Origin of the sequence: Streptomyces sp. 4F14, assembly GCF_048159485.1 — a bacterium.
Lineage (GTDB): Bacteria > Actinomycetota > Actinomycetes > Streptomycetales > Streptomycetaceae > Streptomyces.
The window spans coordinates 32254-44849 of sequence record NZ_JBLRVY010000006.1 but is presented as its reverse complement, the minus strand read 5'-3'; the positions used below and the strand labels follow the sequence as shown (position 1 = coordinate 44849).

At 71.0% G+C, this 12596-nt stretch carries 12 protein-coding genes; 8 read left to right on the top strand and 4 right to left on the bottom strand.

Features of this window, described 5'->3' with window-relative positions; all coding sequences use genetic code 11:
* Window positions 1-107: 107 nt before the first annotated feature.
* Both ACLZOT_RS11600 and ACLZOT_RS11595 read left to right on the top strand, forming a co-directional pair.
* Entirely contained in the window at window positions 108-755 is a 648-nt protein-coding gene (locus ACLZOT_RS11600) for a TetR/AcrR family transcriptional regulator (protein WP_416968729.1), read from the top strand.
* Window positions 756-774: 19 nt separating this feature from the next.
* The gene (locus ACLZOT_RS11595) at window positions 775-1689 is read left to right on the top strand and encodes an alpha/beta hydrolase fold domain-containing protein (protein WP_416968728.1); all 915 of its coding nucleotides are present in this window, start codon (window positions 775-777) and stop codon (window positions 1687-1689) included.
* 22 nt (window positions 1690-1711) lie between these two features.
* Here ACLZOT_RS11595 and ACLZOT_RS11590 read toward each other — a convergent pair whose 3' ends face one another.
* Both ACLZOT_RS11590 and ACLZOT_RS11585 read right to left on the bottom strand, forming a co-directional pair.
* Window positions 1712-2662, bottom strand: coding sequence for an alpha/beta hydrolase fold domain-containing protein (locus tag ACLZOT_RS11590; protein WP_416968727.1), 951 nt, complete (start codon window positions 2660-2662; stop codon window positions 1712-1714).
* Between the two features lie 190 nt (window positions 2663-2852).
* Window positions 2853-4319: an MFS transporter gene (locus ACLZOT_RS11585; protein WP_416968726.1), complete on the bottom strand. Its 1467-nt coding sequence runs from the start codon at window positions 4317-4319 to the stop codon at window positions 2853-2855.
* 129 nt (window positions 4320-4448) lie between these two features.
* On the opposite strand from ACLZOT_RS11585, the gene ACLZOT_RS11580 reads away from it, so the two are divergent.
* Both ACLZOT_RS11580 and ACLZOT_RS11575 read left to right on the top strand, forming a co-directional pair.
* Window positions 4449-5600 (top strand): glycoside hydrolase family 1 protein, encoded by a 1152-nt coding sequence (locus ACLZOT_RS11580; protein WP_416968725.1) that lies wholly within the window; start codon window positions 4449-4451, stop codon window positions 5598-5600.
* A gap of 121 nt (window positions 5601-5721) precedes the next feature.
* A complete protein-coding gene (locus ACLZOT_RS11575) occupies window positions 5722-6555 on the top strand; it encodes an LLM class flavin-dependent oxidoreductase (protein ID WP_416968724.1) in 834 nt (277 codons plus the stop codon).
* Between the two features lie 25 nt (window positions 6556-6580).
* Here the strand turns inward: ACLZOT_RS11575 and ACLZOT_RS11570 are convergent, their stop codons facing one another.
* On the bottom strand, window positions 6581-7318 hold the full coding sequence (locus ACLZOT_RS11570) for a class I SAM-dependent DNA methyltransferase (protein ID WP_416968723.1): 738 nt from the start codon (window positions 7316-7318) through the stop codon (window positions 6581-6583).
* A gap of 233 nt (window positions 7319-7551) precedes the next feature.
* Between ACLZOT_RS11570 and ACLZOT_RS11565 the strand changes: the two genes are divergently transcribed.
* Window positions 7552-7896 (top strand): hypothetical protein, encoded by a 345-nt coding sequence (locus tag ACLZOT_RS11565; RefSeq protein WP_416968722.1) that lies wholly within the window; start codon window positions 7552-7554, stop codon window positions 7894-7896.
* Between the two features lie 293 nt (window positions 7897-8189).
* On the opposite strand, the gene ACLZOT_RS11560 is transcribed toward ACLZOT_RS11565, so the two are convergent.
* The gene (locus ACLZOT_RS11560) at window positions 8190-9653 is read right to left on the bottom strand and encodes a family 43 glycosylhydrolase (RefSeq protein WP_416968721.1); all 1464 of its coding nucleotides are present in this window, start codon (window positions 9651-9653) and stop codon (window positions 8190-8192) included.
* Window positions 9654-9700: 47 nt separating this feature from the next.
* On the opposite strand from ACLZOT_RS11560, the gene ACLZOT_RS11555 reads away from it, so the two are divergent.
* Genes ACLZOT_RS11555 through ACLZOT_RS11545 form a run of 3 tightly spaced genes read left to right on the top strand, consistent with a single transcriptional unit; the run spans window position 9701 to window position 12554 of the window.
* A complete protein-coding gene (locus ACLZOT_RS11555) occupies window positions 9701-11482 on the top strand; it encodes a flavin-containing monooxygenase (RefSeq protein WP_416968720.1) in 1782 nt (593 codons plus the stop codon).
* On the top strand, window positions 11479-11796 hold the full coding sequence (locus ACLZOT_RS11550) for a hypothetical protein (RefSeq protein ID WP_416968719.1): 318 nt from the start codon (window positions 11479-11481) through the stop codon (window positions 11794-11796). Before ACLZOT_RS11555 ends, ACLZOT_RS11550 begins: the two co-directional genes overlap by 4 nt.
* The gene (locus ACLZOT_RS11545) at window positions 11793-12554 is read left to right on the top strand and encodes an SDR family NAD(P)-dependent oxidoreductase (protein ID WP_416968718.1); all 762 of its coding nucleotides are present in this window, start codon (window positions 11793-11795) and stop codon (window positions 12552-12554) included. Before ACLZOT_RS11550 ends, ACLZOT_RS11545 begins: the two co-directional genes overlap by 4 nt.
* The last annotated feature ends 42 nt before the right edge of the window (window positions 12555-12596 follow it).

Below are 12596 nucleotides of genomic sequence, written 5' to 3'. Positions count from 1 at the left end.
ACCGACCTCTCTCCCTCCCTCCCCCCGACCTCGCACCCCTTCCCGCCCCGAACCCCCGCCCCCACGGTCACCCACCCCCTTTCCCCTCGTGAAGTACGGTCTGTCGAGTGACGGAGCAGCGAAAGGCCCCCCGAGTGACCAGTCAGCGCAAGCCGCGCGGGCCGTACCGCAAGAGCGCGGAGCGGCGGGAGCAGATTCTCCAGGCCGCGTACGAGGCGATCGACGAGCACGGCGAGCGCGCCTCGCTCCAGGACATCGCCGACCGGGTCGGGGTGACGCAGCCGGCGCTGACGTACTACTTCCCGACCCGCGACGACCTGCTCCTCGCGGTGCTGGAGCGGCGTGACGTGCTGGGCAAGACGTTCGTCAAGGAACGTCAGGAGACGAACGAGACCCTGATCGAGGGCATGGTCGCGAGCACCCGGCACACCACCGAACACCCCGGCCTCGCGAAGCTGTACGTCACGCTGTCCGCGGCGGCCACCGACCCCGAGAGCCCCGCGTACACGCACTTCCGCGACCGCTACCGCGGCCTCGCCGCCGAGGTCACCCGCGACTTCGAGGAGCAGCAGCGCACCGGCATGCTGCGGGACGACGAACCCCCGGCGCACCTCGCCCGTGCCCTCCTCGCCGTGCTGGACGGCCTCCAGATCCAGTGGATGCACGACCCGACCGTCGACATCGCGGCGATCGCCGAGACGTTCACGCGTCTGTTGACCCCCTCGGCCGCTCCCGAGCAGGAGACGGCCGACTGAACCCTACGGAGGAACCCTCGTGCCGCTCGACCCCTTCCTCGCCGCGAAGACGCACCTGCTGGACGGCGTCACCTGGGAGGACGCCCAGTCCGACCCGGAGGTCATGAACCGGCTCGCGGAGTTCTTCCGGGACCCCGGTGAGTGGACGATCCCGGACGGCGTCCAGGTCGAGGACCGTACGGTGCCCGGCCCGCACGGCGACATCCCGGTCCGCGTCTACACCCCCGCCGACCCCCGCCGCACCCTGCTCTGGCTGCACGGCGGCGGTTTCATGGGCGGCGACCTCGACATGCCCGAGGCGCACCTGGTCTCCGCCGAACTCGCCTCCCGTGCCGGGGCGTCGGTCGTCTCCGTCGGCTACCGCCTCGCCGTGGACGGTGTCCGTTACCCCGTCCCGGTCGACGACGCACACGCGGCCTGGCGCTGGCTCACGCAGACCTACGACGGCCCCACAGCCCTGGGCGGCGCGAGCGCGGGTGCCGCCCTCGCCCTCTCCACAGCCCTGCGCGCCCGCGAAGACTCTTGCCCGGACGCCCTCCTCCTCGCGTACCCCTTCGTCCACTTCCCGACCCCGGCTCTGGACGACGAAACGGCCGCTGTCATGTGGGAGTTGCCGCCGCTTCTGCGTTTCACGACCGCGTCGATGGAGCACATGGTCCGCAACTATGTCGGCCGGCTGACCGCGCTTCCCGCGGAGGCGCTGCCGGGCGCGGCCGACCTCACCGGCCTGCCCGCCACGGCGGTTCTCCTCTCGGAGTACGACGACCTGCGGCCCTCCGGTGACCTGCTCGCCCTCCAGTTGGAGGAGACGGGTGTGCCGGTGCGGACGTATCGCGCCGCCGGGATGCTCCATGGTCACCTGAACCGCACCCCGAGCCTCAAGGAAGTCGACCGGTCCCTGGACTTCTTCGCGGAGGCGCTGGCCCTGGGGTGAACACGGCGGTGCCGTGACGTGCTCAGTGCGCTCGCAGGAACCGCCTCGCCTCCTCCTCGATCGCCCGGTCCTCCGGCGCGAGGCCGAAGAAGCCGCCGTGCGGGGCCGCCTCCGTGATGTGGAGGTCGGCTCGGATGCCCGCGTTGCGCAGGGCGCGGTGCATGCGGACCGCGTTGGAGAGGAAGAGGTCGCGGGTGCCGGCGGTGAGGAGGGTCGGGGGGAAACCCTTCGTGAAGTCGCCGAACAGGGGTGAGAGATAAGGGTCGTCGAGGTCGTGGCCCGCCGCGTACAGGAGGTTCGCGGGCAGCAGGCTGCGGGGGAGCACCGGGTCCAGCCCCAGGTTCGTACGGAACGAGTCGCCGGACTCGGTGAGGTCCAACTCCGGGGAGAAGAGGAGGGCGGCGGCAGGGAGGGGGAGCCCTTCGTCGCGGGCGCGCAGGAGGAGGGCCGCCGCGAGATTGCCGCCGGCCGAGTCGCCGCCCACGACGATGTCCTCGGGGCGGTGGCGGGTGAGGAGGTGGCGGTAGGCGGTGAGGCAGTCGTCGAGAGGGGTGGGGTAGGGGTGGTCGGGCGGCATGCGGTAGTCGACGGCCCAGGTGGGGGCCGTGTAGCGGACCGCCATGACGATGCCCATCGCCCGGCAGCAGGCGCTACCGCCCGTGGTGAGGCCGCCGCCGTGGAGGTAGAGGTGGACGGGGGTGGGTTCGTGGGACCGGCGGGGAGTGGCGACGTACACGGTGGGGCCGTTGTCGAGGCGGGTCTCTGCCACGTCGACCGGCATCCGGGAGGTCGGTTTCTCCAGGTGGGCCAGCATCTGCCGGTCCTGGGCGGCGGCGCGGGCACGCCAGGCGGGGTGGTCATCAAGTGCCGGGTAGGGGACGGGGGTTGGGGCGGGGCGGGCGAGCGCGGCTCGGGCTTCGGGGCTGATGGAGGCGGGGACGGGGATGGCGCGGGAGGGGAGGTGGATGGTCATGGGGGTCCTTACGGGGGCGGTGGCACCCCGGGGCGGCTCCGGCTGGGGGGGGAAGTCGCCTCGGGGTGCGGTCAGTCGGGGTGAGGGCCGTCGAACTCGCCGGGTGATGCGTACGGGCCGGGGCGCGGGGTGACCCGTATCGGCTTACGGCGCGGGGTGACCCGTACGGATCACCCCGCCCCCGTACGCCTCACCCCGCCGCCTGCCCCACCTCCGCCTCGTCCAGCCGCTTCGCCTTCGGCACCACCGCGACCAGCAGCGTCGCGACCGCCACGACCCCCGCGAAGAGCAGGAAGCCGTTGGTGTAGCTGTCGTCCACGTAGAAGGCCGTGCCCTGGACGACGTTGCTGTTCTTGGCGACGACGACGAACGCGATCTGCGTGAGGACGCCTTGCAGGACGCCCTGCATCATGTTCTGCGCGCCGTTGCCCAGGGCCTGTTCCTCGGGGCGGACCGACTCGATGATCATGATGGGGACGAGGGCGACGAGGATGCCCATGCTCAGGCCGCTGACGACACCGACGCCCATCAACTGGCCCACCGAGTGGTGGAACTGGGAGATCAGGGCGACGCCGATCGTGACGAGCGTGCCGCCGATCGCGAACAGCAGCCGCGTGTCGACGCGGCGGGCGACGATGCCGGTGACGACGGACGTCGCGATGAGCAGGACGCTGTTGGGCGCGCTGACCCACGCGTTCTTCGTGGCCGTCCAGCCGAGCCCCTCGGACACACCGGGGATCTTCGGCATGAGGACCAGGAGGTTCATGACGATGCCCTGGGCGAAGACCGCGCCGAGCGCCAGGCCCGTGACGAGGAACGTCGACCACACGCGCCGCCTGCCGAGCAGGGTGATCGGGAACATGGGGTGCGGGACCCGCTTCTCGACGAGGACGAAGGCGACGACCGAGAGGAGGCCGCAGCCGATGAAGGCGACGGTCTGTCCGCTGGTCCACCCCCAGTGCTCGCCCTTGCCGACGCCGTACACGACCGACGCGAGGCCGCCGCCGAGGAGCGCGCCGCCGGTCCAGTCGACCGGCGTACGGGGTTCGCGGACCTGGCTCTCCGGGACGACGAACAGCAGCGCCAGCAGGCTGATCGCCGTCGCGATCACCATGAACCACAGGACGCCCCGGAACCCGAACTCGTCCAGCACCCAGCCTGAGAGGAAGGGGCCGCCGAGCGCGAGTACGCCCATCCCGCCGCCGAGGAAGCCGCTCGCGGGGCCGACCAGGCGCGGCGGGAACACGTCCCGGGCCAGGGCGTACACCAGCGCGAGCGACGGGCCGTAGAAGCCGGCGACCGCGCGGCCCGTCAGCAGGGTCGCGAAGTTCGTGGACAGCGCGGCGATCAGGTCACCGGCGAGACCGAGTGCCGTGATGATCACGAGGAGCCGCTTCTTGCCGAACATCCCCGCCGATTTCACGATGAACGGCGTCGAGAACACCCCGACCAGCAGGCCGATCTGGCTGAACCAGGCGATCTCCGTCGTCCTGTAGTGGACCGCGATCTCGGCCTGCGCGTTGGACCCCATCAGTCCGATCAGGCCGTTCAGCTGGGACGCCCACAGCAGCGCGATCAGGATCAGAGCGAACCGCGCGCCGAAGCCGGACCTGCCGGCCTCGTCTTCCCGACGCGGTGAGTCGACGTTGACAGTCATGTGGCACCCCGGGCCTTTCCTGAGGGGGGTGGAGCCCCTCGTGCTTTGTTGGCCGCAGGCTAGCCCTCAAATTTTGTGAATGATAGATTTTCAACACCGAAACATTTCCGTGATCTTGGGACGGTGTCCATGAGCGCTCTGCCGCGCGACTTCCTCTGGGGTGCGTCCACCTCTCCCCACCAGACCGAGGGCAACAACACCGGCAGCGACTGGTGGCGGATGGAGCACCTCGCCGGCGACCGGCTGGAGCTGAGCGGCGACGCGCTCGACAGCTATCACCGCTACGGCGAGGACATGCGCCTTCTCGCGGACGCGGGCCTGAACGCGTACCGGTTCGGCGTCGAGTGGGCGCGCGTCGAGCCCGAACCCGGGGAGTTCTCGCGCGCCGGACTCGCCCACTACCGGCGGATGATCGAGACCGCGCGGGAACTCGGGCTCGAACCCGTCGTCACGTTGCACCACTTCAGCAGCCCGAAGTGGTTCGCGGACGAGGGCGGGTGGACCGGGGACACCGCCGTCGACCGCTTCACCCGGTACGTCGAGGAGGTCTGCGTGATCCTCGACGGCGTCGAGTGGGTCGTCACGATCAACGAGCCCAACCTGCTGGCGGTGATGGCCAGTTACACACAGGGGGAGGGGAGCCCTGTGCCCGACACCGGCATCGGTGAGCGGCTCGTCCACGCGCACCGGGCCGCCGTCCGCGTCCTGCGGGAACGCACCTCCGCGAAGGTCGGCTGGTCGGTCGCCCAGCAGGCACTGGTCCCCGCGCCGGGGGCGGAGGTGGTCTGTGCCCAACTCCGGTACGCCTGGGAGGACTTGTACCACCACGGAGCCCGCGGCGACGACTTCCTCGGCGTCCAGTCGTACACGAGTCAGACGGTCGACTCGCGCGGCGTCGTCCCGCATCCGCCGCACCCCGGCAACACGCTCACCGGCTGGGCCTACCGCCCCGACGCCCTCGGCATCGCCCTGCGGCACGCCTGGGAGGCCGTCGAGGGGCGGGTGCCGCTGCTGGTGACCGAGAACGGGATCGCGACCGCCGACGACGCGCGGCGGATCGCGTACACGGCCGGGGCGTTGGAGGCTCTGTACGGGGCGGTCGCGGAGGGGGTGGACGTGCGCGGGTATTTCCACTGGTCCGCGCTCGACAACTTCGAATGGGGGCGCTGGGAGCCGACGTTCGGGCTCATCGAGGTGGACCGGGAGACGTTCGTGAGGACACCGAAGCCGAGTCTGGGGTGGCTCGGGGGAGTGGCACGCAGGGGCGGAGGGCTGGAATGACGCCGGCCGTGGGATGCCGGTGACCCAATTCAGGTGCCTCGAACCGCCTCCGCCACACTGACCCGGACGGACCGCCGACCGGTCCGCCGCGTTCCAGCACCCGGCCCTGGAGAAGGTTCCCGTGCACGAGAAGCTGCGCTTCGGTGTCTACCTGCCGCCGTTCGGTCCCTTCGGCGACCCCAACGTCCTCGTCGAACTGGCGGTGCGCGCGGAGGCCGCCGGGTGGGACGGCGTGTTCCTGTGGGACCACGTCGTCAGCGCGACGATGCCGATCGCCGACCCGTGGACCACGCTCGCGGCGATCGCACAGGCCACCGAGACCCTGCTGCTCGGTCCGGCCGTCACGCCGCTCGCGCGGCGCCGGCCCTGGACGGTCGCCCGGCACGCGTCCACCGTCAGCAGGCTCTCCCGGGGACGGCTCGTCGTCGGGACGGGCGTCGGTGTCGACGAATCCGGCGACTTCAGCGGCTTCGGGGAACCGGCCGACCTGGCCACCCGCGCGTCGATGCTGACCGAGGGGCTCGGGCTGATGCGGGCGATGTGGGGCGGCGAGGCCATCGAACACGCCGGCCCGCACTACCGGGTGAACCTGCCGGCCACCGAGCCCGAGCCGTACCGCATCCCGGTCTGGATGGCCAGCTCCACCGACCACCCCCGGGTGATCCGCCGGGCCGCCGGCTGCGACGGGATCTTCCCGAACCCCGAGGACCACGAACTCACGCCGGAGGACGTCGCAGGCATCCGCCGGGCGCTGCGCCGCGCGGGCCTGCCCGCCGGCCGGCCGTACGACATCGCCGTACGCGGCAACGCGAGCCCCGCGTGGGAGGAGGACAAGGACGTCGACCTCGCGGGGCTCGCCGAGGCCGGTGCGACCTGGTGGCTGGAGTCGCTGATCCACTTCGACCCGCTGGAGCTGTCGATGCGGGTCGTGGACGCGGGGCCGCCCCGGGGGTGAGCCGGGCTCTCAGTGGTCCGGCGGCTCAGGACGGCTTGCGCCACACGGAGACGTGCTTCGTGGAAGCGTCCGTGAACGGCTCCCCGCTCCAGTCCGCCACCCGCCGCTCCAGCTCCAGCCCGGCGATCCGCGCCATCAGGTCCAGCTCCGCCGGCCAGGCGTACCGGTGCCGGGAGGCGCCGCGGCGGTAACTGCCGTCCTCCTCCCGCGTGAAGTGGTGCGATACGAGGAGCTGCCGGGCCAGGTCGAACGTGTCGAACCCGAGATGCCCCTCCGACACGTCGAACGGTACGGCGACCTGCCCCGGCGGCAGGAACCGCAGCGGCGGCACTTCCAGCTCGATGACGAACCGCCCGCCCGGTACGAGATGCCGGGCGGCATTGCGGAAACACTCCACCTGCTCGTCCTGCGTGAGGAGGTTCGAGATCGTGTTGTAGACGAGGTACACGAGGCTGAACTCCCCGGGGACGACGGTCGTTGCCATGTCCCCTATGACCACCGGCAACGTCTCCTCATCCACCTTCCGCCGCAGCACCCTCGCCATGTGCTCGGAGAACTCGATCCCGACGACCGCCACCCCCCGCTCCCGCAACGGCACCCCCACCCGCCCCGTCCCGATCGCGAACTCCAACGCCCGTCCGTCCCCGGCGAGTCCGGCGAGAAAATCGAGAGTCGGCCCGAGAAAAACGGCCGAGGACCTCTCGGCTTCCTCGACGTCGTACCGTTCGGCGCTGTCCCGGCTCCACAACTCGCTGCTCGTCATGGACGAACACTCTGCCGAGGGGGGACGGGGGTGTCGACGCAATTAAGGGGACCGGGTCAGCCGAAGAGCGCGACGACCCCGTTCACCCACACCGCGAGAAACGCGACGACATACATCCAGCGGCCGGCCTCAGCGGCATGAACGCATGATCGAGCACGACTTCGGCCTACGTCGACCTCTTTCGGACGACAGCCGGACGCCGCTGTGTCAGTGGCGGCTGATAGACCCTGGCGATGACGTTTGTGGCGGTGGTCGAAGGGGACGCGCTGGCAGAGGCGATCAGCGCCCGGTGGCCCGAGGTGGAGACCGCCTCGACGGAGCGGAGTGAAGTACGCAGCCTCATATGGAGGTTCGAGGCGGAGTACGGCCCGGCTGAGGCGTACCTGCACGCGGACGGCATCTGCCTGTACATGGACGTCTGGCAGGAATACGCGATCTGGCTGGCGATCGTGTTCCGCAGGCTGACGCCCACGCACCTCGGCCTGGTGTTCTGCGACGAGGCGTACACCTTCGACGTCCGCCTGGGCGCAGGGACGACCGAGGCGGAACTGACGGACCTGGTGAATGCGGCTGGTTGATCCCCCGCTATGGGGCGGCCCAGCGGGAGGACGCCTCGTACGGCGGCACGGGTGGATGCGGACAGGTTGCGGAGATGACTGATACGGACCCGCTGGTGCCTGTGCTCGCCGGACTCGTCGTCGATGTCGTCCGGTTCCTCGACAGTTGCGGGGACGACAGTTTCTGATGGCCTTTCCCTGCTCCTGCGGTCTGGTCGAGGAGGAACCCGGGGGCTGGGGGCGGGCCGGAGGCTGATCGGGCGGAGAGGTGCCAGTGGTGTTCCTTCACCGGACTCCGTCCACCGGCCTGCCCCTCAGCGTGGCGTATACGCGAACCTCCCCACCACCGCCTCGCCCCCCAGCGCCTCCACCCCGACCACCCTCCCCGTGAACCCGCCCGCGACCTCGGTCGAGAAGTACCGCCCGTCGACAGTGGCCAGCACCCGGAACTGGTCCCCCTCCAGGTATCCGAGCTCGATGTCGTCCGGCCCCTTCGCGAAGCTGAACGCCTCGGTGTTGGCGACCGCGCGCACGGCGAGGGAACACTCCCCGGCGACCCCGGAGGCGCTGCCGAGGATCTGGTCCAGCGGCCCGATGACGACGCGCGCCGACACCACCCCGCCGACCCGCTGCACCCCGGCCCAGTGGGCGTCGTCGATGCGGACGACGAGGGCGGCGTCCCCGGCGAGGAGATCGGCCGTCGCTGTCCAGGACGCGTCGCGCGTACGGACGGCGAGGAGGCGTTCGGCGTCGCGGGCGGCGGAGTCCCGGCCGGCGGACAGGCGTACCCCGCCTCCTTCGCGAGGTGCGGCGAACGTACGCGGATCGACCCCCGGCGAGACCCACCGGGGATGCAGCGCGGGAGCGGTGAACCCGTCGTCGAACCCGGTCGCCGCCTCCGGCACCGCGTACCGGTCCTCGACGACCACGGGCCAGTCGTCCACCCAGTCCACCCCGGCGAGAAACGTCTCCCGCCCGTTGACGTGGGCCTCGGGGAAGGACCCCCGGGGCCGGACCCCGAGATGGACCATCGCCCAGGACCCGTCGGCGAGTTCGACGAGATCCCCGTGCCCGGCGTTCTGCACGGGATGCGGCGTGCTGCGGTGGGACAGGACCGGATTGGCGGGGTGTGCCTCCCAGGGCCCGGCCGGCGAGGAGGACCGCGCGACGCAGATTCCGTGCCCCGGACCGGTCCCGCCCTCGGCGACGAGGAGGTACCAGTACGCGCCGCGCCGGTAGAGGTGCGGCCCCTCGGTGTGCGCGAGTCCGGTGCCGCTCCACAGCGGGCGGGGCTCGGACAGCAGCTTCCCGGTGGCGGGGTCGACGACCGCCTGATGGATGCCGCCGGGGAAGGAGTACGTGAGGTAGCAGGTCCCGTCGGAGTCCCAGGCGAGATCGGGGTCGATCCCGATGGCGCCGGTCGTGTGGACGGGATCGCTCCAGGGGCCCGCGGGATCGCTCGCGCGGACGATGAGGTGCCCCTTCATGATGTCCTCGCGGGCGGTCGTGACCAGCCAGAACTCGCCGTCGTGGAAGCGGAGCGTCGGCGCGTAGATCCCGCAGCTGGCCCCGGCCCGCCCCGGCGCGACGCTCAACTGGCCGGGCCGGTCGAGGACGTTGCCGATCTGCTCCCACGTGACGAGGTCCCGGCTGTGGAAGATCGGTACGCCGGGGAAGTACTCGAAGCTGGAGTTGGCGAGGTAGTAGTCGTCCCCGACACGGCAGACGGTGGGGTCGGGGTAGAAGCCCGGGACGACCGGGTTCGTGTTGGCGTGCATGAGGGCACCCTAGCTTTGAAATTCTTTAGGTGATAGAAGTTGGGGTGATGAACCCTGACACCCTGGCCACCCTCAAGGCCCGCTACCGAGCCGAACGCGACCGCCGCATCCGCCCCGACGGCACCGCCCAATACCGCCCGGCGACAGGGGAGTTCGGCTACTACGCCGAAGACCCGTACACGGCACGGGAGTTAACCCGCGAGCCCCTCGCCGACCGGGTCGACACCCTGATCGTCGGCGGCGGCTTCGGCGGACTCCTCGCGGCCGTACGGCTGAAGCAGGCCGGCGTCGAATCGGTACGGATCGTCGAGAAGGGCGGGGATGTCGGCGGCACTTGGTACTGGAACCGCTACCCCGGCATCCACTGCGACATCGAGTCGTACGTCTACCTGCCGCTGCTGGAGGAGACCGGCCACATCCCCGCGTGGCGGTACGCGCCCGGCGAGGAGATCCGCGCACACGCCCAGACGATCGCCCGCCGCTTCAGCCTGTACGACGACGCCTGCTTCGGCACGTCCGTCACCGAACTCCGCTGGGACGACGCCGAGTCGGAGTGGATCGTGGCCACCGACCGGGGTGACCGGATCCGCGCCCGGTACGTCATCACCGCGACCGGCACCCTCAGTCAGGCCAAGCTCCCCGGCATCCCCGGCATCGAGACCTTCAAGGGCCACACCTTCCACACCAGCCGCTGGGACTACGCCTACACGGGCGGCGGCCCCGACGGTGGCATGAACCAACTCGCAGGAAAACGCGTCGCGTTGGTCGGCACGGGTGCCACCGCGATCCAGGTCGTCCCCCATCTCGCCGCCGATGCGGGGCAGTTGTACGTCTTCCAGCGCACCCCGTCCTCCGTGGACGTCCGCGACAACCGGCCCACCGATCCCGACTGGGCCGCCTCTCTGAAACCCGGCTGGCACCGGGACCGCCGGGACAACTTCCTGAAGGTCGTCACCGGCGTTCGTACGGACGAGGACCTGGTGGCCGACGCCTGGACCTCCAGCGCACGGCTCCAGGAGAAGCTGGTCCCGAGCAACGCCTATGCGGACACCCCCGCCGAGGAACGTGAACGAGCCTACGAGACCGCCGACTTCACGAAGATGGCCGAGATCCGCGCCCGCGTCGAACGCCTCGTCGAGGACCCGGAGACCGCCGAGAAGCTCAAGCCCTGGTACCGCTACATGTGCAAGCGGCCGACCTTCAGCGACACCTACCTCCAGTCCTTCAACCGCCCGAACGTCACCCTCGTCGACACCGCCGACACCCACGGCATCGAGCGCGTCACCGAGACCGGCGTCGTCGTCGGCGACACCGAGTACCCCGTCGACTGCCTGATCTTCGCCACCGGCTTCGAGACCGGCGTCTCCGGCATCCTCTCGGGCCGACTCCCTGTCCACGGAAGGGGCGGCGTCCACCTCTTCGAGGCATGGGCTCAGGGCCCCGAGACCCTCCACGGCTTCACCACCCACGGCTTCCCGAACCTCTTCCAGCTCGGCCCGCTCCAGAACGCCGCCGCCGTCAACTTCGTCCACATCCTCGACGAACAGGCCCTCCACGTCGCCGAGTTGATCGCCGAGGCGGACCGCAGGCGAGCCCCGTACGTCGAACCCACCCGCGCGGCCCAGGAGTCGTGGGTCGCCTCCCTCCGCGAGAGCGCCCCCGACCTCAATGCCTTCCGCGCCGAGTGCACGCCGGGCTACTACAACAACGAGGGCAAGGTTCCGGAGCACAACGAGGCGTACGCCGACGGCCCGGTCGCCTTCCACGAACTGCTCGCGCGCTGGCGTACCGAGGGCGGCATGGACGACGTGCTCGGGGCGGACCAGTGACGGTGCCCCTCGGCCCGCCCAGCCCGCTGCGGGGTTCGAACGGCGTCACCGTCGCTCCTGTCGATGCCGCCTTCGACGCCGAAGGCCGCTGCCTGGTCGGCGACGACCACGCCGGGACGGTCGTGCGGATCGGCGCGGACGACCTGCCCGTCACCCCAGCCGCGCTCGGACCGCCCGCGCTCTTCACTCACGGCATGACCGGCTCTCCCCGCCTCTTCGCGGGCCTTGCCGCCGCCCTCATCCTCTCCGCCGACGGCGAAGGCACCGTACGGCGGTTCGACACCTCTACGGAAAGGCAGATCACCACTCCATGACCACTTTCGAAGGCCACGGCGTCATCGTCACGGGCGCCGCGTCCGGTATCGGCAGAGCCACCGCGCTGAAGTTCGCCGCGGAGTGTGCGAGGGTCCTGGTCGCCGACCTGGACCGGGCGGGCGCGGAGGAGACCGTCGGGGAGATCGGGGCGGCGGGCGGCCGGGCTCTCGCGGTCGTCGGTGACCTGAGCGACCAGAAGGTGGTGGACGAGGTCGTGGGGCGGGCCGTCGGCGCCTTCGGACGACTCGACGTCCTGGTGAACAACGCCGGGATCATGGACCGGATGTCCGCGCTCGGCGAGACGCGGGACGCCGAGTGGGAGCGCGTCGTCCGGATCAACCTGACGGCACCCTTCCTGCTGACCCGGGCCGCCCTGCCGTACATGCTCGCCGCCAAGCGCGGGTCGATCGTCTTCACCGCCTCCGAGGCGTCCTTGCGGGGCAGCGCGGCCGGTGCCGCCTACACCGCTGCCAAGCACGGGGTCGTCGGGCTGGTGAAGAGTCTCGCGGTGATGTACCGGGGACAGGGCATCCGGGCCAACGCGATCGCACCGGGGCCGACCATCACGAGCATCGAGGTCGACGCGGGCCCGGACGCCTACGGCCCCACCGTCATCGGCCCGCTGATCGGCGCCGGCATCGGCCGCCGAGGTTCGGCGCGGGAGCAGGCCGCCGCGATCGTGTTCCTGGCCTCCGACGCCGCGTCCTTCGTCAACGGCGCGGTCCTCCCGGTCGACGACGCCTGGTCAGCCGTCTGACGAGCGCCGAGGCCACCGTCGCCGACGCTGCCCGCCAGTGCG